Annotated in this window: 20 protein-coding genes and 2 pseudogenes; 14 read left to right on the forward strand and 8 right to left on the reverse strand. The window is 56.1% G+C overall.

The features are described from left to right. Positions 1 to 230: 230 nt before the first annotated feature. The 3 genes from AAEZ09_RS27460 to AAEZ09_RS27470 all read left to right on the forward strand — a co-directional run bounded on the left by AAEZ09_RS27460 (position 231) and on the right by AAEZ09_RS27470 (position 1,775). Complete coding sequence (locus tag AAEZ09_RS27460) at positions 231 to 506, forward strand: metal/formaldehyde-sensitive transcriptional repressor (RefSeq protein ID WP_082069164.1); 276 nt, start codon at positions 231 to 233, stop codon at positions 504 to 506. 20 nt (positions 507 to 526) lie between these two features. Continuing rightward, a complete protein-coding gene (gene dmeF / locus AAEZ09_RS27465) occupies positions 527 to 1,456 on the forward strand; it encodes a CDF family Co(II)/Ni(II) efflux transporter DmeF (RefSeq protein WP_350601505.1) in 930 nt (309 codons plus the stop codon). 136 nt (positions 1,457 to 1,592) lie between these two features. Then, positions 1,593 to 1,775 (forward strand): DUF1289 domain-containing protein, encoded by a 183-nt coding sequence (locus AAEZ09_RS27470; protein WP_082069165.1) that lies wholly within the window; start codon positions 1,593 to 1,595, stop codon positions 1,773 to 1,775. A 374-nt stretch (positions 1,776 to 2,149) separates the two neighbouring features. Here the strand turns inward: AAEZ09_RS27470 and AAEZ09_RS27475 are convergent, their stop codons facing one another. Continuing rightward, entirely contained in the window at positions 2,150 to 3,265 is a 1,116-nt protein-coding gene (locus AAEZ09_RS27475; RefSeq protein WP_350601507.1) for a formylglycine-generating enzyme family protein, read from the reverse strand. Between the two features lie 181 nt (positions 3,266 to 3,446). On the opposite strand from AAEZ09_RS27475, the gene AAEZ09_RS27480 reads away from it, so the two are divergent. Then, complete coding sequence (locus AAEZ09_RS27480; protein WP_350601508.1) at positions 3,447 to 5,933, forward strand: arylsulfatase; 2,487 nt, start codon at positions 3,447 to 3,449, stop codon at positions 5,931 to 5,933. 246 nt (positions 5,934 to 6,179) lie between these two features. Then, positions 6,180 to 7,214 carry a GGDEF domain-containing protein gene (locus tag AAEZ09_RS27485; RefSeq protein ID WP_350601510.1) on the forward strand — a complete coding sequence of 345 codons (1,035 nt, stop codon included), beginning with the start codon at positions 6,180 to 6,182 and terminating at the stop codon, positions 7,212 to 7,214. A gap of 80 nt (positions 7,215 to 7,294) precedes the next feature. On the opposite strand, the gene AAEZ09_RS27490 is transcribed toward AAEZ09_RS27485, so the two are convergent. Both AAEZ09_RS27490 and AAEZ09_RS27495 read right to left on the reverse strand, forming a co-directional pair. Then, on the reverse strand, positions 7,295 to 8,044 hold the full coding sequence (locus tag AAEZ09_RS27490) for a methyltransferase domain-containing protein (RefSeq protein WP_350601511.1): 750 nt from the start codon (positions 8,042 to 8,044) through the stop codon (positions 7,295 to 7,297). Between the two features lie 156 nt (positions 8,045 to 8,200). Beyond that, positions 8,201 to 8,872 (reverse strand): glutathione S-transferase family protein, encoded by a 672-nt coding sequence (locus AAEZ09_RS27495; RefSeq protein WP_350601512.1) that lies wholly within the window; start codon positions 8,870 to 8,872, stop codon positions 8,201 to 8,203. 158 nt (positions 8,873 to 9,030) lie between these two features. On the opposite strand from AAEZ09_RS27495, the gene AAEZ09_RS27500 reads away from it, so the two are divergent. Continuing rightward, positions 9,031 to 10,113 (forward strand): AraC family transcriptional regulator, encoded by a 1,083-nt coding sequence (locus AAEZ09_RS27500; protein ID WP_350601514.1) that lies wholly within the window; start codon positions 9,031 to 9,033, stop codon positions 10,111 to 10,113. Between the two features lie 158 nt (positions 10,114 to 10,271). Here the strand turns inward: AAEZ09_RS27500 and AAEZ09_RS27505 are convergent, their stop codons facing one another. Together AAEZ09_RS27505 and AAEZ09_RS27510 are read right to left on the reverse strand one after the other, a co-directional pair. Further along, positions 10,272 to 10,814: a DinB family protein gene (locus AAEZ09_RS27505; protein ID WP_350601515.1), complete on the reverse strand. Its 543-nt coding sequence runs from the start codon at positions 10,812 to 10,814 to the stop codon at positions 10,272 to 10,274. A 68-nt stretch (positions 10,815 to 10,882) separates the two neighbouring features. Continuing rightward, the gene (locus AAEZ09_RS27510) at positions 10,883 to 11,767 is read right to left on the reverse strand and encodes a LysR substrate-binding domain-containing protein (RefSeq protein ID WP_350601517.1); all 885 of its coding nucleotides are present in this window, start codon (positions 11,765 to 11,767) and stop codon (positions 10,883 to 10,885) included. Between the two features lie 227 nt (positions 11,768 to 11,994). Here AAEZ09_RS27510 and AAEZ09_RS27515 point away from each other — a divergent pair, with 227 nt between their 5' ends. Beyond that, a complete protein-coding gene (locus AAEZ09_RS27515; RefSeq protein ID WP_350601518.1) occupies positions 11,995 to 12,885 on the forward strand; it encodes a DMT family transporter in 891 nt (296 codons plus the stop codon). Positions 12,886 to 12,971: 86 nt separating this feature from the next. Here the strand turns inward: AAEZ09_RS27515 and AAEZ09_RS27520 are convergent, their stop codons facing one another. Next, entirely contained in the window at positions 12,972 to 13,841 is an 870-nt protein-coding gene (locus AAEZ09_RS27520) for a LysR family transcriptional regulator (RefSeq protein ID WP_350601521.1), read from the reverse strand. A gap of 99 nt (positions 13,842 to 13,940) precedes the next feature. On the opposite strand from AAEZ09_RS27520, the gene AAEZ09_RS27525 reads away from it, so the two are divergent. Further along, entirely contained in the window at positions 13,941 to 14,879 is a 939-nt protein-coding gene (locus AAEZ09_RS27525; RefSeq protein ID WP_350601522.1) for a DMT family transporter, read from the forward strand. Between the two features lies 1 nt (position 14,880). Here AAEZ09_RS27525 and AAEZ09_RS27530 read toward each other — a convergent pair. Beyond that, a pseudogene (locus AAEZ09_RS27530) lies at positions 14,881 to 15,048 on the reverse strand (nickel/cobalt efflux protein RcnA); the annotation flags it as partial. A gap of 46 nt (positions 15,049 to 15,094) precedes the next feature. Here AAEZ09_RS27530 and AAEZ09_RS27535 point away from each other — a divergent pair. The 4 genes from AAEZ09_RS27535 (at position 15,095) to AAEZ09_RS27550 (ending at position 18,272) form a co-directional block, all read left to right on the forward strand. Beyond that, positions 15,095 to 15,397, forward strand: coding sequence for an ArsR/SmtB family transcription factor (locus AAEZ09_RS27535; protein WP_045057854.1), 303 nt, complete (start codon positions 15,095 to 15,097; stop codon positions 15,395 to 15,397). A gap of 148 nt (positions 15,398 to 15,545) precedes the next feature. Continuing rightward, the gene (locus tag AAEZ09_RS27540; RefSeq protein ID WP_350601524.1) at positions 15,546 to 16,556 is read left to right on the forward strand and encodes a zinc-dependent alcohol dehydrogenase family protein; all 1,011 of its coding nucleotides are present in this window, start codon (positions 15,546 to 15,548) and stop codon (positions 16,554 to 16,556) included. After that, the gene (locus AAEZ09_RS27545; RefSeq protein ID WP_045057856.1) at positions 16,546 to 16,860 is read left to right on the forward strand and encodes an antibiotic biosynthesis monooxygenase family protein; all 315 of its coding nucleotides are present in this window, start codon (positions 16,546 to 16,548) and stop codon (positions 16,858 to 16,860) included. The genes AAEZ09_RS27540 and AAEZ09_RS27545 overlap by 11 nt, the downstream gene beginning before the upstream one ends. 218 nt (positions 16,861 to 17,078) lie before the next feature. Further along, a complete protein-coding gene (locus AAEZ09_RS27550; protein ID WP_350601526.1) occupies positions 17,079 to 18,272 on the forward strand; it encodes a GAF domain-containing sensor histidine kinase in 1,194 nt (397 codons plus the stop codon). 188 nt (positions 18,273 to 18,460) lie between these two features. On the opposite strand, the gene AAEZ09_RS27555 is transcribed toward AAEZ09_RS27550, so the two are convergent. Then, complete coding sequence (locus AAEZ09_RS27555; RefSeq protein WP_045057858.1) at positions 18,461 to 19,147, reverse strand: GNAT family N-acetyltransferase; 687 nt, start codon at positions 19,145 to 19,147, stop codon at positions 18,461 to 18,463. Positions 19,148 to 19,659: 512 nt separating this feature from the next. Here AAEZ09_RS27555 and AAEZ09_RS29600 point away from each other — a divergent pair. Both AAEZ09_RS29600 and AAEZ09_RS27560 read left to right on the forward strand, forming a co-directional pair. Then, positions 19,660 to 19,929: pseudogene (locus tag AAEZ09_RS29600) on the forward strand (PAS domain-containing protein); the annotation flags it as partial. A gap of 243 nt (positions 19,930 to 20,172) precedes the next feature. Beyond that, positions 20,173 to 21,225, forward strand: coding sequence for a methyl-accepting chemotaxis protein (locus AAEZ09_RS27560; protein ID WP_442963617.1), 1,053 nt, complete (start codon positions 20,173 to 20,175; stop codon positions 21,223 to 21,225). The last annotated feature ends 113 nt before the right edge of the window (positions 21,226 to 21,338 follow it).

Below are 21,338 nucleotides of genomic sequence, written 5' to 3' on the forward strand. Positions count from 1 at the left end.
GCGTGATCTCCCTCCGACCAATGCTGAGATTTTGCCGGAGGTCAGCCAGAGGAGCTACTTTTTCAACAGAATCGGCCAGAAGCGCACCCTCCAAACCCCTCGTTCTCCCCTCGAAATTGAAGTCTCTCCTTCCCGCAAGGGCGCGCAGATAACCCCTCCGTCCGCCGAACCTTGCATAGGTATAGGGGGTATGCCTATCATGCACAATGCATAGGTAGGGGGGGTATCCCATGGGTCATATTGCGGTAAACAAAGACGATCTTCTCAAACGCGTAAAACGCATCGCCGGACAAATCCAAGCCGTTGAGCGGGCATTGGAGTCGGACCTCGATTGCGCCAAAACACTGCACCTTGTTGCCGCTACTCGCGGAGCCATCAATGGCTTGATGGAGGAAATCATCGAGGAACACGCGCGGGAGCATGTCGCAAACCCTGCTCTCAGCGAAGAAGAGCGTAACAAAGGCGTCGAAGAGCTTCTTGAAGCCATTCGCCGTTACTCCAAGTGAACGCATCCAGGAACACGCTCATGAACAGCACGAACATCAACTACACACACGACCATGTGTTCCTTGGCTCAGCACACGACGAAAATGCCAAGCGTACGCTTTGGGTTGTGGCGCTGACCGTTGTGATGATGGTTGGCGAGATCACCGCTGGCTATATCACGGGCTCGATGGCGTTACTGGCTGATGGCTTTCACATGGCAACTCATGCCGGCGCATTGGGCATCGCGGCGGCCGCTTATGGATACGCAAAACGCCACGCTTCCAGCCAGCTCTACAGTTTCGGTACCGGTAAGGTTGGAGACTTGGGCGGATTCGCCTCGGCGCTGATTCTCGGTATGGTCTCCCTGGGAATTGGCGTTGAGTCTGTCATGCGCCTCTTGCAGCCAACGGAAGTTCAGTTCGGCACCGCTACGCTCATCGCGATTGCCGGTTTGATCGTCAACATTGTCAGTGCCCTGCTGCTGGGCCACGGGCACAGTCATGGGCACGATCACGATAACGATCACGGCCATGCCCACGCCCATCACGGGAACGACAACAACCTGAAATCGGCCTACGTCCACGTCATTGCAGACGCGCTGACTTCCGTTCTGGCCATTGCTGCATTGCTCGCCGGCCGGTATCTCGGCTGGGTGTGGCTGGACCCGGTCATGGGCATTGTCGGCGCAGTTGTTATTGCGCGCTGGGCATGGACCTTGATGGGAGCCACCGCAGGAGTACTGCTGGATCAGACAGATGCACACGTTGCTGAGGAAATCCGCGAACTGGTTGAGAAACCGGGGGATGCCACTATCACGGACTTGCACGTCTGGCGGGTTGGACCGCAAGCCCATGCGGCCATCGTCAGCGTCCTTGGTGAGGCCACTGCGAACGCCGATAGCATTCGTGAACGTCTCAAGCCGGTTCACGAAGTCAGCCATCTGACGGTCGAGTTTCGACCTGTCTATTAAGCGCCTCCCCACCATTGTCTCCAAAGGAACCCGCAATGCCTCTAGGGAAACGTGAACTGGCACGAATCGAACGTCGGTTGATAACCACGCCTACCGAAGCATGCGACCAATCACGTGTGCCCAAAGGTGGCTGACAATGGCTAAAGAAATCGAGAATCCCTGCATCTCAGTTTGCCAGCTCAGTGGTGATCTGTGTGTGAGCTGCGGGCGAAGCAAGGAAGACATCAGAAAGTGGAAACGCATGAAGCGGCCCGAAAAAATGGCCGCAGTGCAAAGGGCGAATGTGCGCTTGAAAGGGCTGAAGAAATCACAAGGATAGTCACTTGTTCTGGATGACCGCTATGGGTCGATTCTGTTGAAAAAGTAGCTCTCCTGTCTGGCCTGCGGCAAAATCTCTGCATTGGCCAGCAGGGAAGCACGCAGCATGATGGGACAGTTATCGAGTGGGCAGGAGCGGCTGTTTTACTCGTTCAACCTTGAAGATCACATTCCAGCCAATCACCTTCTGCGCAGCATTGATCAATGTCTCGATCTGAGCGACCTGCGCCATTGAAAAGCCACTTAACAGTGGTGAATAGGTTCTTTGATGAGGCCGAGCTCAGCGTCACGCGTCTTGAAAAATCGACTTTTTCAACACAATCGGCCAATAGCGGTCATTCGTGTTTTCACGCATGGCCAGCGTGAGCTTTGTATTCAACGGTTCTTTTCCCATTGGTCATTACTCATCGCCAAGCGAAAGCCGAGATGCGACATGGAGTTCATAGGATCGGCGCCCTGCCTGGCACTGGTTCGAAAACTCGTGCAATAGCTGTCGCTACAAAGAAAAGATCCGCCTCGAATTACACGCTGCGGCGCATGGGCCGTCACCCCGAGTTCGGGGTCATAGCTGTCGGGAGGACCCGCCGGGTTTACCGCTGCTTCGCTCGCCGGTTGATGTTTGAGACCAACTCCAAACGCGTCGGCTCGATACCAATCAGCGACCCATTGCCAAACATTCCCGGACATATCGTAGAGCCCGTAGGCGTTAGGTCGGTAACTGCCCACCGGCTTGGTGCCAATTTTGAATTTGTTACTGGCCCCGGTCACTGGAAACGGCTGTATCTCATCCCAGGTATTCGCCATCTTTTCTCCTCCGGGCGAGAAGTCATTCCCCCACGCATAATTCGCTTGTTCCAGCCCGCCTCTCGCGGCGTATTCCCATTCAGCCTCGGTGAGTAGGCGCTTGTGCGCCCATGCTGCGTACGCCTGTACATCTTCACTTGAGACCTGAACAACAGGATGGGTTTCCTTGCCCTCGATTGTGCTGTCTGGTCCCAACGGGTGACGCCAGTCAGCCCCCGGTACGAATGCCCACCACTGGCTGAAATCATTGAGCGGGATGGGTCTGTCTGAGCCGACAAAAACCATTGCGCCAGGCACCAGGTCGCTGTCATCTGGCTCGGGAGTACCCGGCGGTAGTTGTACCTCCAAATCTTCCCATCGGGGTTTGCGTTCGGCGGTGGTGACGTAATGTGTTTCAGCAATGAAACGGGCGAAATCAGCATTGGTGACGTCATTGCGGTCAATCCAATACCCGTCCAGTCGCACCTTGTGCGCCGGGCGCTCGTTTGGACGTGCCTGCTTGTGATCGCTCCCCATCAAAAACTCGCCACCAGGAAGCCAGACCATATCCAGGGGGCCATTCTTTCCATCACCCAGCGCTAACGGCACGGGGCCACGAATGTGCTGATACGGCACAAACGCCACGCAAGCCAACACGATCCCGGCGCAGGCGATGGCGATACCAACTCGCCGTTTCCTGATAAGCATGTGCGCTCCTCCTCATACCAGTCTGCAGCCCCTACTGAACCTGCTGAGTATCAAGATCAGGTATAGACACCACACCTCCAAAGTCAACGGCCACCTGCGCTGCTGATGAGATGAACTGGCAAGCGACGAAAACGGTTCTACACTCGGAACTTGGGGTTTCGGGGGGTTACAGGAGCTGGCCATGGCCATTGCATACTGGACTCAATCAAATCGGCTGCATAACAGGCTTGGTGTTGGACTGGCCTTTGCCATGCTTACGCTCTCTTGTGCCTATGCAGCGCCACAGGAAGTCAACGGCACGCCCGGTTCACCCAGTGCGACCACGACCATCGACGGCAGATATCTACCCAACCCTCCTCCGGCGTTTGGTGGCGTCATCAACCTCGACGCTACGACCTCGACGCCCTACTGGTCCCCGACCATCGTACCTCCAAAAGACGCGCCGAATGTCTTGCTGATCATCACTGACGACGTCGGCTTCGGTGCGCCCAGTACGTTCGGCGGTCTCATCCCGACGCCGAGCATGGATCGCGTTGCGGCAGCCGGTTTGCGCTTCACACAATTCAATTCGACGGCACTGTGCTCTCCCACACGTGCCGCCTTGATTACCGGGCGCAACCACCATTCCGTCGGTTTCGGCGTCATCACGGAAATTTCGACGGGGTATCCCGGTTACAACAGTGTCATCACCAAGGACAAGGTGACCATTGGCAAAATCCTCAAGGACAACGGCTATGCCACCTCGTGGTTCGGCAAAAACCACAACACCCCGTCCTTCCAGATCAGCCAGGCCGGCCCGTTTGATCAATGGCCCATCGGTATGGGCTTTGATTATTTCTTCGGGTTCATGGGCGGCGAAACCAGCCAGTGGCAACCGGGCAATCTGATGCGCAATACCACGCCAATTCATCCTTACGTTGGCAAGCCGGGATGGAACCTGATCACCGCGATGGCGGATGACGCCGTTGGCTATGTCTCTGAATTGAATGCCCTCGATCCTAAGAAGCCGTTCTTTCTTTACTACGCGCCCGGCGGCACCCACGCGCCACATCACCCGACGCCCGAATGGGTCGACAAGTTCAAGGGCAAGTTCGACATGGGCTGGAACGCCGCGCGCGACCAGATCTTCGCCAATCAGAAGCGTCTCGGCGTCATCCCGCCGGAAGCCAAGCTCACACCTTGGCCGGATTCACTGAAAAAATGGGACGAACTTTCGGCGGACGAGAAAAAACTGTATGCCCACCAGATGGAAGTCTATGCGGCCTATCTGGCGTACACCGATCATGAAATCGGTCGTGTGATCCAAGCGATTGATGACATGGGCAAACTCGACAACACGCTGATTTTCTATATCAGCGGTGACAACGGCGGCAGCGCCGAAGGCACCCCGAACGGCACACCAAACGAGATGACCACGTTCAACGGAATCGATGTGCCGGTCGCTGAGCAAATGAAGTATCTGGATGCTTGGGGATCGGACCAAACCTATCCGCACATGGCCGTGGGCTGGACCTGGGCCATGGACACTCCCTTCAAGTGGACCAAGCAAATCGCATCGCATTTTGGTGGCACCCGCCAAGGCATGGCCATCTCCTGGCCGAACCGGATCAAGGATGCTGGCGGCATCCGTAACCAGTTCCACCATGTCATTGACATAGAGCCGACGATTCTTGAAGCCACCGGCATTGACGCACCGCTTCAGGTAGACGGCATTGCGCAAAAGCCCATCGAAGGTTCGAGCATGGCTTACCTCTTCGACAAGCAGAATGCCGAAAAGCCCTCTACACGCACCACGCAGTATTTCGAGATGTTTGGAATGCGCGCGCTCTATCATGAGGGCTGGATGGCATCGACGACGCCCTACCGCGCACCTTGGGACATTACTTCTCAGCCACCCAAGGACATCGTCAATGGCGTCAAATGGGAGCTCTATGACCTCACAAAGGACTGGACGCAGAATGACGATATCGCCGCCGCCAACCCTGCGAAACTCAAGGAACTACAGGATCTGTTCTGGGTGGAAGCGAACAAATATCAAGTGTTGCCGCTCGACGCTTCCGCATTTACGCGCGTCGTTGCACAGAGGCCGAGCATCGTGGCCGGACGCACCGAGTTCGAATATCTGTCTCCGATTACCGGCATACTTCCAGGCAACGAACCCAACGTGTTGAACAAGTCCTACGTCATTACGGCGAACATCACTGTTCCTGAAAACGGCGGCGACGGTGTATTGGTGACCGACGGCGGCCGCTTCGGGGGTTACGCGCTCTACCTCCTGAAGGGTAAGCCGGTTTTCAACTATAACCTTGAAGGCGTTGCGCGATTCCGCTGGGAAGGAACCGAGGCGCTCACTTCCGGAAAACACAGCATCAGCTTTGATTTCAAATATGCCGGGCCGGGATTCGGTAAGGGCGGCACCGGCGTGCTGTCGGTGGATGGCAAGCAACTGGCTAGTCAAACAATCCCACACAGCGTTCCATTCGTCTTCGGCGTGGATGAAAGTTTCGATATCGGTTCCGACACCGGCACCCCCGTCGATGACAAGGATTACCAGGTACCGTTTGCATTCACCGGTTCACTGCACAAACTTTCCGTCAAGCTTGAACCAACTCAGTTGAATGTCGAGGGCAAGGAGGCAGTTCAGAACAAGGTTGGCAGCAAAGACTAGGCAAAAGCACGCGGGTCAACTCGCACGAGATGATCCGCGATTTACCTGCGGCAGCCTCCTTTGTAACCATCGGATCGAGTTCGCCTGTTGCAACTTTTCCTGAAGGTCCGCTATGGGGCGATTGCAACCAGTCAAGGGTAGCAATCGGCGAGAAGCGATCACTCTATTTTGGTAACGCTCTACACTGTTCAGTAAGCCGCCGATCAGTCGATAATTGAACCACCCCTTAGTTACCGGCAAGCCCTAATGGATCAGGTTCTCTCTTTTCTCTCCGATACCCTTCCGACAGCCCGGACCCTGGAGCAACTGACGCGTCCCCTGCTGACCCTGCTCAACCAGGTCACCGGTATGGAGTCGACCTACCTGACGACCATTGACACCGACAAGGGTGTCCAGCGTGTCGAATTTGCACGCAACGTCGGTGACATGGTCATTCCCGAAGGGTTGGTCGTGCCTTGGGCGGACACCTTGTGCAAGCGGGCGCTGGACGAAAATCGCATGTACTCGGATAACGTTGCCGAAATTTGGGGCGACTCGGAGGCCGCCGCAGCCTTGGGCATCAGGACTTACGTGAGCGCGCCCATCCGATCCCAGAATGGGCAGGTGCTGGGGACGGTATGCGCCGCCAGCTCGGATCAGGTGGCTCGCTCCCCTGAAGTGGAACCCTTGCTGATGCTGCTGGCAGCGTTGCTTGGATATGCCCTTGAACGTGGGCTGCTGGTTGAGCAACTCCAGGCCGCCAACGCCGAGCTGACCAAGCTGGCCCTGACAGACCCACTCACCGGTCTGGCCAACCGGCGTGCCGTTCTGAACGATGCCGCGCGCCTGTTCGCCCTCGCCCAGCGGGAGAACAAGTACATCCTCATAAGTGTCATCGATCTGGATGGCTTCAAGCTCATCAACGACACCCGCGGCCACTTGGCGGGAGACCGGCTACTGTGCGGCGTCGCCGCCCAACTGCAGCATGGCCTCAGGAGCAGCGACATCATCGGGCGTACTGGCGGCGATGAGTTCATCGTGATTGCCCTGGGCACACCTTCCGGCCACTCGGACCAGGAAAAAGACATGCGACATGCCGCCGAACTGCTTCAGGCTCGCCTGGCCAAAGCGACGATCGGGCGATATGAACTGGGCCACGGTCTTGGTGGAATTGAATATACCGGCGCGAGTGTTGGCGTAGTGACCGTGATACCGGGCGACATCACTGTAGACGAGGCCACAAAGCTGGCAGACCGCGAGATGTATAAGGTGAAACAGCAGCGAAACGGCCAACGGTTGTAGAAAAGCCTAAGGTTAGCTTCAGGCCCTAAGGCCTGTCGCGAGGCGCGGAAAACGGCCAGAAGCGTCCCCTTCATTCACTGTCACTTTCTCGCCCATGCTCCAAATATCATGTCTCCAATGTAAATCGCCTGAGATTGGGAGCGCTCATTGTCCAGGCGTTCTTGCAAAGTCTCTATCGCCACTTCGTCTGCTGTTGCGACTCCGTGTGCAAGGATTCGAGGCAGACAGGCTCGCACGATATGGCCCAGGCCGTAGGCACAGTTCGGCGTTTGTATCAGGCCCTCACCACGTACCTCTTCCACGGCTAAACCGGCCTGGGTGAAGATGCGATGAAGGTTGAAGCCGATGTGTAGATCGGCGCCTTCACGCGCGATCATTTGCTGTAGCCAGCCTTGGGCCCGCTTGTGTAGAGGAAAACCATCAAGGCTTGCCGGAACCATAGTGGTGTCGTGCTCCTGAAATACGACAATGCCGTCGGGCTTCACGTGTTTCGCTATCGCACGTACCGCTGCTACGGTATCCGCCTGGTACATCAGCACTCGCCGGCCAACGATTGCGTCAAACTGACCCAGCGATTCGGGAAGGCTGAGCAGATCGCTTTCGATAAACGTCGGGTTGTCGTGCTGTTGCGGCGCGATTCTCTGGCGTGCGATGGAGAGTGTGCTCACGTCGTGATCCGCACCTACGACAACCCCCGTATTTCCGACCAAGCGCGCCAGCAAGTACGTGACGTCACCCGTTCCGCAGCCGACGTCCAGAACGCGCATCCCTTCGCAAATTCCGGCATCAATGAGCAGGCGCTCGGTGAAGTCCTGTTGGGTGTTTGCCATGGCTAAGCTCCGCAGTTTTGCTGCCCGTTTGAATGGAGGGCGGGTAGACGGCCGTGTAGCGAGAGGCTCTAAGCGTTGAGCAGGACGCCGCCAAATGCGGCGGGCAAGGCAGTCTCCCAAGCGTCGTCTTTGCGGCGCGATTGTTGTAATTGGCGTTTAACCTGCAGCATCCAGCACTGCCTGATCCTTCGCTACTGCACTCTGATAGGCGTCGCGGCGGGTCAACTTTTCTGCGTAGGCGAGAAAGGCGGCTCGGGGAGGCAACGTCTGCATGCCCAGCCCCCAGCCGATGTGGGAGCCGACATAAACGTCGGCAGCAGTGAAGCGGTCACCGGCGATAAAGGGATGAGCCAGTACCGCGCGCTCGAGTTGGTCCACGGTGCGCTCGTAGCTTCCATAGCCAAAGAAAAACTCCTGCTCTGGCGCGGGAATGAAGCCCGCACGGTGGTTGGTTACGGCCTGTTCCACTGGGCCTGCCGCGAAAAACAGCCAACGGTAGTAGGCCGCTCGCTCCGCCGCCGCAGGAGCCAGGCCCGCCTCAGGAAACGCGTCCGCCAGGTAGGCACAGATGGCGGCAGTTTCTGTTATGGTCTGCCCGTTATGCACCAGCGCAGGGACCTTTGCCATCGGGTTCACGTCGCGAAAAAAACCAGCGCGTGGATCATCAAGGCGGGCCTGCGCGGGCACTGCCAGCGCCGCACCACCCCAGCGGTCAACTTCGCTAGTGGCCTGGTAATCGAGAATGACCGACTCATACGTGCAGCCAATTTCTTCAAGCATCCAGCGCACCATGCGGCCGCGAGAATTGGGGTTAGTATAGAATTGCATGGTCATCGTGAGCTCCTGTTAGCCCGGTTCTTTGCCGAGCATGGTAAGCGCGACGCAGCTTTCTGCTGTGGGCGGTTTGCGCCAGAACACTTGCGAAACGCGCCATTGATGGGCGCTGCATTACGCACTGCCGCTCACGTGCGGTTCGGAGCCTCAAAATGTCCAACCTTCAGACCCGCTCCGAGCGATGCAAGCTGCCCCGTGCCTTCTGGCAGTCCATAGAGCAACTGGGCCTGAGCCCGTCGATGGTTCAACGGCACGCACAACTGCCAACCGACCTGCACCTCAACGACGCAGCCATTGTCAGTACACATCAGCTCTTTGCCGTTTGGAATGCCATCGAGGCGTTGTCGGCAGACCCGGCGTTCGCCATAAAAATGGTGCGCGACACGCCCAGCGCGAAACACAAACTGGCGTTCCTCGCCGCCTTGTATGCAGCTGATTTTCGCGAAGGGTTAGCGAGGTATTCCCGCTTTATGCGCCTATGCAGTCCCGACCAGATTTGCGTCGAGGAGCATGAGGGCAAAGTGTCGTTCACCATTGTGTGGCCGCCTGGCAGCGGCTCGGAACCGTATCTCTCGGTGGAGGCGTGTTTTGCTTTTGTGCTGGAGCTGGGTCGGCGAGGCACGGGTGAACACCTGGTGCCTCTGGCAGTGAGCCTGCGACGGCCAGACCAAAACCTGGAAACCCATGCGAGTTTTTTCGGCTGCCCCATTCACTATGGTGCAGCTCGTGACCAACTCACAATGAGCGCCACCGCCCTGGACTTGCCGTTTCGTGAGCATAATCCGGAAGTACTGCACTTCATGACACCCGGCATGACCGCCGCTGTGCAGGAGCTTGAAGCGCCCGTTGGATTCCGCGAGCAAGTAATTGACGTGTTGAAACGAACCCTGGCGAACGGACGGCCCACGCTCCAACACCTCGCCCGAGAACTGCTGCAAAGCGAGCGGACGTTGCAACGACGTTTAGCGGCAGAGGGCACAACGTTCAGCGAATTACTCAACGAGGCCCGGCGCCAGGTAGGACTGCGCCTTCTTGCCGATACAACTCTCGAACTGAAAGAAGTGGCGTATCTGCTCGGCTACGAAGATACCAACTCGTATTTCCGGGCTTTTCGACAGTGGGAGAACGTTTCACCCAGTGAGTGGCGACGCGTTAATGGGCAGGCAATCACGGCCGAAGAATCCGGGGGGCGCGGACCGCTTCTGGCGCGGTTACAGCCCCTCGCGACAGCCTGAAATCGGCCAGAAGCGGTCACTCGTAGACACTTCGGGGTAATGTGCCGACTTATCAAATGAATAATGGCTAGCCCGTCGTCGACCCGAACCAGGAGATGGCGCTCTGCGCGAATCAAGCGAAGAAACGGGCATGGAGATCCGCCGGCTGGTTTTTCAGCTTATGTGCGGGACTCGGAAGGAACAAGGGCGACCAGATCAGTATCGCCTACGTCAACACCACTTTGTGAAAGCAAAGTCGTTACTTGCCCTCGGTGATGAGTCTGGTGGTTGAAAAAATGCATGACCAAGCCATAAAAGTTCCTGTCAGCGGGGGCTCCCTTCATGCTTGTGTAACTGAGGGGATAATCTAGATCCGACTCTTTGATGGAGCGAGACCACGCGATAATTACCTGATCGAGCCAAACGCGATGTGTCGAAAGTTCGCGGATGTCCGAGAATAGTAACTGGTCGAGGTTTTGGGGGGCCGGGAGCTGTTGAATCGGCTTCAGAGCCAGGTAGTTTGCTGGGTGCCTGGCAAATCTCTGCAGCCAGACCGTGTCCCCCGCCACCAGGTGGTTCAACGTCCCGAGAATAGAGCCGAAGAATGCTTGCCTATCCACTGACAGCTCTTCATCTGTCAAACTTCTGGCCGCCTCATAAACCTTCGCGTTCATCCAATCGTTGTAGATCGCCATCAGACAGATATGGTTGGTGCGGTCCATAGTGTTCATCCTTTTAAGTTATCCATCACTAAGGCTACTCGTTCCAAGCCAGCCGGGCTGCTGACACTTCAAATGGCGCACGCACGATTGGTAGAATAGATAACATGGCCTGCACTCAATGACTGAAAATAACTTCTGGATATATCCGCAAACAGACTTGAAAGCGAGCCTTTGGATTTATCATGATAGGCCAGCGAAATATCCAAATTACCTATTAACGGAAACCCGTCAGATTCTCCCAGCACACGTAACTCGTCATGAACGGTGCTAAGCAATACAGCTGACACATAACAGCCAGAGGACAAGGCCGCGAGAATGCCCGCATGACTCGTACTATGGTAACTTATCTTGTAAGCTTTCTTGACTCGATTTAGAGCGTTTAATATTAATCCCCTGTCGCCACAACCTTTAGTGAAAAGCGCTAGAGGGATCGGGGTTTTTTCCACAATTTTGCTCTCGTGAGCGCAAACCCACTTCAGAGGTTCTGAGTGCAGGAGCTCCGACGGAATAGTTGATGGGCATCCCTGAGTCAGCACAACATCAAGTTCACCAGCTTCATAGCTCTGCCAAATTTGACTGCTGTATCCGCAATGCACCTCGATCTCAATATCAGGAAATCGATCTGCACAACACTTTATAATCTCAGAGAAATAGTTAGATGCATAAGTATCAGACGTACCAACTCTAACTACTCCCTTGTGAGACTTATCAGTCAACTGCGCTACTGCCTGATCGTTAACCTCCAGAATTTTAACTGCATAAGAAAGCATACTGTCGCCGTGAGTAGTCAGCTCCAGCGTTCGCTTACCCCTGACAAAGAGTTCCGAGCCCAAATGGCCTTCAAGTTTTTGTATTTGCTGGCTAATCGCGGACTGGACACGGCATAGCTTCTGAGATGCCTTGGAAAAGTTTCTAAGCTCGGCAACAGTGACAAATGCACGCAATTGATTCATGTCCAAATTCATTTTCGATAATCCGTCATCACAATCCGAGATATGGCATATCATAATTATTAACGCCCACCCAGTCAATCATTGACTTACCATTGAACTCTTATTAGTAGGAGTCAAATGATGGCATCAAGAATTATCGAAAAAATCAACATCAGCGGTTACTACATGGCAACTGACGTTGAATATCTGAACTCGGTTACTAAGCAGCCTAAAGCAGAAGCTCCACTATGAACACTTTAGAAAAATATTCACCATTACTATTTCTCTTAATGTGGAGTAGCGGAGCCATATTCGTCAAGCTAGGTCTACAGGACGCATCTGTTTCGGTATTCCTCACCATACGCTCTATTGGGGCAGCCCTGGCGTTGATTATCGTTTGTGCATTAATTGCAAAAAAAAGAGGTTTAAAGGAGGCATTACTACTGCCGAAACGCTTACTGCTACGAGTAATTATAATTGGCATATTGTTGCAGGTCGGTTATCAAACGGCTTATTTTTTGGCCCTCAACTACCAATTAACACCCGGCGTCCTGGCAATTATTTTAGGCCTCCAACCAATTCTGACACCTATATTCGCAAATGAAAAAATTGGCAAAACAGGATATTTCTACCTGTTTCTTGGATTGACAGGATTGATAATTGCCATTTTTGGGGCTCGCGACCTCGGTGCCGTAACGATCCTTGGTCTATTTTTCGGGTTGATTTCGGTAGTCGCAATAAGTGCAGGATCAGTCATGCAGAAAAAATCCATAATCGATCCCGTTACCGCAGCGTTCTACCAAGCGCTCACCGCATCATGTATTTTTCTACTAGTTCTCCCTTTTACCGAGACAAGACTCAATTTAACCCCGACTTTTATAATTTCAGCCTCGTGGATGACAATTGTAGTCTCAACGTTAGCCGTATTACTGTTGTTCCGTATGCTTGCAAAAAATTCAGCGAGCAAGGTCGGTGTGCTTTTCTACATGGTTCCAGTAATCACAATGCTTTTGGACTACTTTACATTCGGAAATAAAGTCACTTGGATTACTATCATGGGAGCTTTATTAGTGATCGTAGCAGTAAAGGGCTTTGGAAAGGTCCAGCTCTCGCCGGTCGCTCTCACATCAAAAGCGTAGAGCTGCATATGGCCACGATCACTGGTGTACACCGGATTGCTGCATAGTAAGAAAACGCTCGCACTGATCTGCTCTTCGTTGACGCACTAACACTCAAAACCATGGCTGATCAATCTAGCCAGCACCTCCCCCGCCTCACTTAATTCCCCAGGGGCCAGCATCAGGCGCAATTCGTGCACCGGCAGCTCAGGGAAGCCGTCGCCAACCGTCAGCACGCGCATGCCTTGGCTCACCCGGGCCCGGTCAACGATGCCAACGGCCAATCCGGCCTCGATGGCGGCTTCCAAAGCGATCACCCCGGCGCTGATGATCACTGTTCGCCAACGGCGACCCTGCTGGCTCAGCGCGTCGACAGCCACGCTTCTGTAGGGGCAACCCTTGCCATGCAACGCAAGGGGCACCGGTTTGGCGAGGTCCTGCAGGTAGCCGTGTGCGGCTACCCACACAGGTTGGGTGATGCCGAAGGTCTTGATGCAGCGCGCCTGCGGCACAGCAACATCAGCCGGGGCCACTAACAGCGCCATGTCCAGTTGCCCACGCTGCAGGCGCGTGTTCAAGCGGCCACTGGAACCCGTTTCAACCTCCAGCTCGACGCAGGGAAAATCCGCCGTCAGGTGCGGCAGCGTACAAGCCAGTACCGCGCCGGCGTACTCCTCAGAAATGCCCAGCCTGACTCGCCCACTGGCGACCGGCGCGATAAAGCTGGCTAGCAACCCGTCGTGCAGCCGCAGCAGTTCGGCGCTTTGCAGCGCAAAGCGACGGCCCAGCGGAGTCAGGCTGACTGTCTGGTTATCGCGCTCCAGCAAACGTCCCCCGGCCACGGTTTCCAGGCGGCGAACGTGCAGGCTGACCGCCGATGGGCTTTTGTTCAAAAAGCTGGCCGCCGCCAGGAATTGCCCAAAGCGCAAGACGGCGTGAAACGTTCGCAGCAGTTCGATATCAAGCGCTTCGGCCATGGTTCAGTAATCCTGCATCAGTGGTGCTGATCGTATCGTTTGATTGCATCAGCCAATCATTCATACCATCGAACTCAGCCCCCTGTCAGGTGCCATTCGATGAACGTCATACGCTCACCTATTGTGATCAGCACCGTGCTGCTGTCGGCCATGGTCGTCAGCTGGAGCTCTGGTTTCATCGGTTACCGCTATGTCGCCGACCAGGGAAGCGTCTACCTCGCCTCTTTATGGCGTTTTATCCTGGCGGCGGCCGTGCTACTGCCTTTTGCCAGGGCGGGTTTGCGGACATTGCACGGCCGTGATGTGGCCCATCAAGCCCTGCTGGGGTTGTTTGCGATTGGTGGCTACATAGGCCCCATCGCCGCATCGATTCAACTGGGTGTCGCGCCGGGCACCGCCTCACTCCTGGCCAATTTGCTGCCACTGACCATTGTGGTGCTGGCAGTCAACGTGCCCGGGCAACGCACCCGTGGCTGGCAGTGGGTCGGCCTCGGGCTGTGTCTGACCGGCATGCTGATAGCCAGCGGCGCCAACGTGGAATGGGACGCCGCAGACCTCTGGGTCTACAGCCTGCCACTGCTGGCAGTCCTCTCCCTGGCGGCGGCCACGCTGTACCAGAAAGCCTCACCCGGCGCATCGATGCCCGCCTCCACCGCGCTGTTCATTCAGGTATGCGCCGTGATCCCGGTGTTTGCCGTGCTGGCGTGCCTCGAAGGGGAAATATGGCCGCCAACCAGCGCCGGGTTTGCCGGGGGCGTGGTGTGGCTGGTGGTCTTCTCGACTCTGGGCGGTTATGGATTTTATTGGCTGTGCCTGCAGCGTTTCAGCATCCAACGCATCAGCAGTGCGCTGTTTCTGACGCCCCCGGTGACCCTGCTGTGGGCATGGCTGCAGTTCGGCGATCCGCTGACCGTGAGTGCGCTGGTGGGCGTCGGGTTGACCCTGCTGGGACTGCCATTGCTTGGGATGAGCACAGTGAGGGAGCAGGAGATAATCGACCAACAGGCGTCGCTTAAGACTTCCTGCAGAAATGAATAATTCAAAACTGCACGCTTAAACCAACCCAACCATGAAAACCCACGTACAAACCCACACCGATGATCAACATGCTCGACAGGTACGGCGCTCGACGCGCAACGGTACCCTGCCATGACCAGCGATTGGACGCCTGTGTAGCATCCATAGCCGCAGCAGCAACTGCAGCGACTTAGTCCACGCATTGACATATCGGTAAATTTCGATATCCTGAAGCGATGGACTTACTTGAAATTTTCAAAGCACTGTCAAACCGCACCCGGCTTGAAATCCTCAAAGGATTGAAGGACCCGGTGAACAGCTTCCCTGCGCAGGACGAGGGAGATGTGCTCACCGTTGGCGTTTGCGTCAGCAGTATTCAAGAAGGCGTCGGACTGTCTCAGTCGACGGTGTCTGACTATCTTGCAACGCTGCAACGAGCCGGGCTGGTCGAAGTCAGGCGCATTGGTCAGTGGACCTACTACAAGCGAAACGAAGCAACCATCCGTGCACTCGCCGAGATCATAGGTACAGAGCTGTAATTTTTTACCGCATGATATCGATATTTCCCGATATCCCTTTTAATCGAAATAATACACTGTGAGGGGCTCGGAACACACGCAGTGATTTTCTATGCCGATACACATCGATATTTCCCGATATCCCTTTTTCAAGAAGTGAGGTTTCAAAATGAAAGCGATGATAATCAAATCCTTCGGTGGCCCGGAATCGTTCGAACTTTGTGACGTGACCAAGCCAGTGCCGGGCACGGGACAAGTCCTGGTACGGGTACACGCTACTTCCATCAATCCATTGGATTACCAGGTTCGCCGCGGCGATTATCCCGACCTGGTGCCACTTCCGGCGATTAGCGGGCACGACGTATCTGGCGTTGTCGAGGAAGTCGGGCCGGGCGTCACGGCTTTCGCTCCCGGCGATGAAGTCTGGTACACCCCGCAAATATTTGACGGTTCGGGCAGTTACGCCGAGTACCACGTTGCGGACCAAAGCATTGTCGGGAAGAAGCCTGCTTCCCTGAGCCATCTAGAGGCCGCAAGCCTGAGCCTGGTCGGCGGAACGGCGTGGGAAGCACTGACCGTGCGAGCGGCGCTCAAAGTGGGCGAGAGCATTCTGATCCACGGTGGCGCGGGAGGCGTCGGTCATGTAGCGATCCAGTTGGCAAAAGCCATTGGCGCGCGGGTCTTCACGACCGTGCGCGAGGCAAACTTTGAGTTCGCTCGAAGCATGGGTGCCGATGTGATGATCGACTACGAAAAGGAGGATTACGTCGACGCCATCAATCGGGAAACGGAGGGCCGCGGAGTCGACGTGGTATTTGACACCATCGGCGGCAACACATTAGCGCGCAGCGCGGACGCCCTCGCCCAACTCGGCCGGGTTGTCTCCATCGTGGACATTGCCCAGCCACAGAATCTCGTTCAGGCCTGGGGCAAGAACGCGAGTTATCACTTCGTTTTCACCCGGCAAAACCGCGGCAAGCTGGATGAGTTGAGCGCATTGATTGAGCGCGGTCAGCTGCGCCCGCACGTTGGCGCCGTCTTTTCACTTGCCGACCTTGCCCTCGCCCATGCGCGGCTGGAAAGCCCCAACAATGGTATTCAAGGGAAAATCGCGATTGCCGTCGTGCCGTCGCTTCTCACCAGCGCTGAACTCACTCCAGGGGAATCCCATGATTTATGAAATCGCTCTGCTGCCCGTTCACAAAGACCAGATTGAAAGCTTTCGGCATGCATTTGCACAGGTTGCTCCTTTGCTCTGCCGCGCAAAGGGTTACGGCGGGCACATGCTGGCCCAAGGGATCGAAACACCGCAGCAATTCAACCTGATCGTCCGCTGGCAATCACTCGAGGACCACGTCCCGGGCTTTGAAGCGAGTGAAGACCATCGGGTGTTCATGACGGGCCTGCAGCCATACTTATCGGCAGAACCGCAGGTCTATCACATTGAGGGAGCGGCGTTTGCTGCAGGTGATCCTGCTTTTTGAAGCTCGCAAATTATGAGGACTGTTCGGGCCAACTGACGCTTGCGCTGACTGGCCCGATACCCGCTGGTAAAGATGACTGCCAGCCATGCACTGCGCTTGCTACGACTAGTAAAATACAGAACTTCGCGGCCGTCACCTTGCGCGGCAGAACGCCTCGGATTGGCCCGGCGGCACAATTAGAGATAGTCTCTGCTCATCCCCATACGAATCGCCAAATCATGACCAGCCCAGAGTTTTCCTCGGATGTAGAGGCCATACGCAGCATAGACGCCGTTCCGGTCATCTTGAGTATGGTCAAACACATCACCGGGATGCGATTTGCTGCGGTGGCGAGAGTGACCGAGCAGAAGTGGATTGCCTGCGCGGTGGATGACTCCATCAACTTCGGGCTCCAGCCCGGTGGAGAGCTGGTACTGGAATCGACTATCTGCCACGAAATACGCCAGCACAGAAAGCTGGTCATTTTCGGCCACGCGAGCCAACACTCGGTTTTTTCGCTGCATCACACGCCCAGGATCTACGGCCTGGAAAGCTACATTTCCATCCCCATCATCAAAGCCAATGGCGACTTTTTTGGCACCTTGTGTGCCATCGACTCCGTTACTGCGAAGCTGGACGATCCTGCTATCGAGAAAACGCTTACGCTGTTCGCTCAATTGATCGCCATGAACCTCGATACCCAGCGCGACCTGCTAGCTGCGCAAGCCTCGCTGGTGGATGCCAATGAAAGTGCCCGGCTGCGAGAGCAGTTCATTGCCGTGCTCGGACACGATTTGCGTACGCCGCTGAGCGCCATTCGCATGAGTGCTGAACTGCTGCAAACTCAATCGGCCGACAAACGTTCGCTGGGTCTGGTTGCAGCCATCCGCCAAAGCTCCGTACGCATGGGAACCCTGATCGAAAACGTGCTGGATTTTGCCCGGGGCCGAATGGGCGGCGGGATACCGAGCAAACGACAGGTGGTAGATGACCTGGAACGCACGCTGCGCCTGACCGTTGATGAAATTCAATCATCCAACCCCGCCGCACGCTTGAGCAGTTCGATAGCCATACCTGCGGGGGTGTATTGCGATCCGCTGCGCATCAGTCAATTGCTTTCCAACCTGTTGGGCAACGCAGTCACCCATGGCTCTACGACTGCCCCCATCAGCGTACAAGCCTATGCCGACGACGATGACGTCGTCATATCCGTGACCAATCAGGGCGAACCCATCCCTGCCAACCTGGTGCCGCTATTGTTCGAACCCTTCACGCGATCGGAATCAGGTCAACGTGGCGAGGGCCTCGGATTGGGTTTGTACATCGCATCGCAGATCGCGACCGCGCACGGCGGAAGTTTGAAAGTCACTTCGACGCCTGAGTCAGGGACGAACTTCACGGCTCGATTTCCCGGGAAGCAGAAGTGGCTTTGATTTGAGGAGGCAACCTGTTCGACCGTACCTACTACAGCAGCGTGGCCAATGGTGCCTATAGCCCCTATGACATCTACGGCGACCCACGTAATGTGAAACTGACTGCCCGGTACAGCTTCTAAATAGCTGTTCGCCGGCTAAGGTCAGGGAAGGACATGAGCGTTTTGCGTGAGGGGAGCGTTTGCACCTCACGCTGGCGCGGCCACCGTGGAACGCCGAGGTTTGCACAGGCTATCGAGTCGCGAGCCGCTGTAGTGGGATTCGCGGAATAAACGCCAGCGCCCGAACAAACCGTAGACATGCATGATCCGCCCCTGCTCGCGATACCCCATGCGAATGTGCGCTTTAAGGGCTGGAATGTTGTGCGCCTCACAGACGTCCACCACTTTGTTACAGCCTTGGGCTTGCATCGCCTGCCACAGGCAGATTTGGCCATCGACTGAAAGTGCCGTACCAAAGTAACGTCGCGTCATCTCGCCCCCGAACGCGAAGAACTCGCCGTCCTTGACCGGGAACCAGCAACCGTAATAGTGGCGATCATGGTAGTTGCGTTTGCTGCCCCAAATGAAAGCTACCGCATCACCCTTGTCGTCCAGGTACATATGTCCGGTATGCCCTTCGGCGGCCAGTTCGCGCATGACTTCCACTCGGTCGCCAAAGTGCCTGGCGAACGCATCCGCGTTCTGTGTATCGATGTCGACCAAGCGTAATCCTGAGTATGGCCTGAGCTTTTGAGCCGGAACCGACGTGACCAGGTCACGCTCCATCCACAGTAGCTCCCAGTGGAAAAACACATAGCGCTTCCACAGAGTATTGACGGTGCGACGCAGGCCTTTTCGTTTGACTCGCACTCGTAGCTGCTGCCATGCACTCATGAAACCTCCCGGTGGAGTTAGGGGCGTTGTTCTAACGTGTTTGGTGAGTGAATGCGCGATGGGCGAGCAGCTAATGGGTTCCAACCAATACGACTGTTGCCATGAAGAGCCAACACGTCCATGCGCTTGAAGTGGGTATAGAACAGCGCTGCAAGTGCATATAAAAAAGGCACGAATAGTTTTGTAACAAATTATTCAGCAGGCGCTAAATGTATCCAAGTCATTGCAGATGATTCTTAGCCACTCTGCACTTCGCGACAGGCAACCATCGGCCCTACTTTTATCGGCCTGCCCACCGAGGCTTCTAAAATGAGCCACTGCTTCGGGTCGGATGCAGCCCTGCCCTATCGGCCAAAAGGAAACGCTTGGCCGTACGCCGGTTTCAGGTCAGACGTAGCGTTTAAGCGTCCACCCGTTCTTTTCGGACGCATGACCTGCCCTTTTAGAGTTACTCATTAACCTTTCTCATATTGCAGCCGATGTCCATGACTTAGGGCATAGGAGCAATACAGATGAGAAACAACCAACCGGTTACGCAGCGCGAGGTTGCCCTTGGGCCTCAACAAAAACTCATCTCGGCAACGGACGCACGGGGCGTCATCACGTACTGCAATGACGCCTTCGTCGAGGTCAGCGGTTTTAACAAATCCGACCTGATCGGCGCGCCTCAAAACATCGTTCGCCACCCCGACGTGCCTTCCGCCGTCTTTGCTCATATGTGGAGTGCGCTCAAGCTTGGCAAGCCGTGGATGGGCATCGTCAAGAATCGCTCGAAAAATGGCGACCACTACTGGGTCAACGCCTACGTCACGCCGATTTTCGAGGGGCAAGAGGTTGTGGGCTATGAGTCGGTAAGGGTCAAGCCGACGGCCGAGCAGATCCATCGTGCCGAAGCCCTCTATAAACGCCTCAGCCAGGGCAAGTCGGCCGTCCCGGTCAGTGATCAATGGCAACCCGCCCTGCTCGCCTGGCTGCCGGTTTTGACCATGGGCCTGGTGGGTGCATTGGGCGGCGTGTTCCTCGGTATGTCGGAGGCGATCATTCTGGCTGTCGGGGTATCGGTGCCGCTCGGGCTCTGGGTCTCGAGTCGACAGAACCGCGGCGCGCTGCGTCTGCTGAAAATGGCTGAAGCCTCAACCTGCGACGCGTTGCTGGCAAAAATGTACAGCGACGAACGTGGCCCCCAGGCAAGCCTTGAAACGGCGTTTGTCAGCCAGGCCTCCCGGCTCAAGACGTGCCTCACCCGGTTGCAGGATACGGCTGAACAACTGACCGGGCTGGCCGGCAGATCCGATGGCCTCGCCACCGAAAGTTCCCGTGGGCTTGACCGACAACGGGTCGAGACCGAGCAGGTGTCGGCCGCAGTCAATCAAATGGCCGCCACCACACAGGAAGTCGCCAGCCACGTCCAACGCACCGCCGACGCTACCCAGGAAGCCAATGTGTTGACCGGGCGTGGACGCGAAGTGGCCCGGGACACCCGGGAAGCCATTCAGCGCCTTTCGGTGGTGGTGGGTGAAACCGGGGTGACCGTCGCGCAACTGGCCAGGGACAGCAACGAAATCGGCACGGTAGTCGATGTGATCAAGGGCATTGCCGACCAGACCAACCTGCTGGCGCTGAACGCCGCCATCGAAGCTGCGCGAGCGGGCGACATGGGTCGAGGCTTTGCGGTAGTCGCCGATGAAGTGCGCCAGTTGGCGCAGCGCACGACGGAGTCCACGACGCAAATCCATGGGCTGATTTCCAAGCTGCAGGTCTCGTCCAACAATGCGGTGAAAACCATGGAAAGCGGTCATCGCCAGGCCGAAGAAGGCGTGGCGTGGGTGCTTGAAGCAGATAAAGCATTAGTCGGGATCAGTGAAGCGGTGGCAAACATCACGGACATGACTACCCAGATTGCCGCAGCGACCGAAGAGCAGACCGCCGTAGCCGAGGAAATCAGTCGCAACATCACGACCATTGCCAATCTGGCAGACCAGACGTCTGAACAGGCCAGGCATTCGGCAGAGCTGAGCAAGGAACTGACCCAGACCGCTAAAATTCAGTATTCATTGGTCGAGCGATTCAACCGATAACCCGTCGATTGCTGCCCGTCCCGACGGGCAGCAATCGGCCGATTCTGTTGAAAAAGTAGCTCCTCTGGCTGACCTCCGGCAAAATCTCAGCATTGGTCGGAGGGAGATCACGC

It is taken from the genome of Pseudomonas sp. 65/3-MNA-CIBAN-0223 (assembly GCF_040310425.1).
Lineage (GTDB): Bacteria > Pseudomonadota > Gammaproteobacteria > Pseudomonadales > Pseudomonadaceae > Aquipseudomonas > Aquipseudomonas gregormendelii.

What these genes read in the sequence shown, in the direction of transcription:
- AAEZ09_RS27520 (WP_350601521.1), bottom strand. Translation starts at nt 13,841, where the DNA reads ATGGCCGAAGCGCTTGATATCGAACTGCTGCGAACGTTTCACGCCGTC.
- AAEZ09_RS27515 (WP_350601518.1), top strand. Translation starts at nt 11,995, where the DNA reads ATGAACACTTTAGAAAAATATTCACCATTACTATTTCTCTTAATGTGG.
- AAEZ09_RS27460 (WP_082069164.1), top strand. Translation starts at nt 231, where the DNA reads ATGGGTCATATTGCGGTAAACAAAGACGATCTTCTCAAACGCGTAAAA.
- AAEZ09_RS27495 (WP_350601512.1), bottom strand. Translation starts at nt 8,872, where the DNA reads ATGCAATTCTATACTAACCCCAATTCTCGCGGCCGCATGGTGCGCTGG.
- AAEZ09_RS27505 (WP_350601515.1), bottom strand. Translation starts at nt 10,814, where the DNA reads ATGGACCGCACCAACCATATCTGTCTGATGGCGATCTACAACGATTGG.
- AAEZ09_RS27545 (WP_045057856.1), top strand. Translation starts at nt 16,546, where the DNA reads ATGATTTATGAAATCGCTCTGCTGCCCGTTCACAAAGACCAGATTGAA.
- AAEZ09_RS27535 (WP_045057854.1), top strand. Translation starts at nt 15,095, where the DNA reads ATGGACTTACTTGAAATTTTCAAAGCACTGTCAAACCGCACCCGGCTT.
- dmeF (WP_350601505.1), top strand. Translation starts at nt 527, where the DNA reads ATGAACAGCACGAACATCAACTACACACACGACCATGTGTTCCTTGGC.
- AAEZ09_RS27555 (WP_045057858.1), bottom strand. Translation starts at nt 19,147, where the DNA reads ATGAGTGCATGGCAGCAGCTACGAGTGCGAGTCAAACGAAAAGGCCTG.
- AAEZ09_RS27480 (WP_350601508.1), top strand. Translation starts at nt 3,447, where the DNA reads ATGGCCATTGCATACTGGACTCAATCAAATCGGCTGCATAACAGGCTT.
- AAEZ09_RS27510 (WP_350601517.1), bottom strand. Translation starts at nt 11,767, where the DNA reads ATGAATCAATTGCGTGCATTTGTCACTGTTGCCGAGCTTAGAAACTTT.
- AAEZ09_RS27470 (WP_082069165.1), top strand. Translation starts at nt 1,593, where the DNA reads ATGGCTAAAGAAATCGAGAATCCCTGCATCTCAGTTTGCCAGCTCAGT.
- AAEZ09_RS27525 (WP_350601522.1), top strand. Translation starts at nt 13,941, where the DNA reads ATGAACGTCATACGCTCACCTATTGTGATCAGCACCGTGCTGCTGTCG.
- AAEZ09_RS27490 (WP_350601511.1), bottom strand. Translation starts at nt 8,044, where the DNA reads ATGGCAAACACCCAACAGGACTTCACCGAGCGCCTGCTCATTGATGCC.
- AAEZ09_RS27500 (WP_350601514.1), top strand. Translation starts at nt 9,031, where the DNA reads ATGTCCAACCTTCAGACCCGCTCCGAGCGATGCAAGCTGCCCCGTGCC.
- AAEZ09_RS27475 (WP_350601507.1), bottom strand. Translation starts at nt 3,265, where the DNA reads ATGCTTATCAGGAAACGGCGAGTTGGTATCGCCATCGCCTGCGCCGGG.
- AAEZ09_RS27485 (WP_350601510.1), top strand. Translation starts at nt 6,180, where the DNA reads ATGGATCAGGTTCTCTCTTTTCTCTCCGATACCCTTCCGACAGCCCGG.
- AAEZ09_RS27550 (WP_350601526.1), top strand. Translation starts at nt 17,079, where the DNA reads ATGACCAGCCCAGAGTTTTCCTCGGATGTAGAGGCCATACGCAGCATA.
- AAEZ09_RS27540 (WP_350601524.1), top strand. Translation starts at nt 15,546, where the DNA reads ATGAAAGCGATGATAATCAAATCCTTCGGTGGCCCGGAATCGTTCGAA.
- AAEZ09_RS27560 (WP_442963617.1), top strand. Translation starts at nt 20,173, where the DNA reads ATGTCGGAGGCGATCATTCTGGCTGTCGGGGTATCGGTGCCGCTCGGG.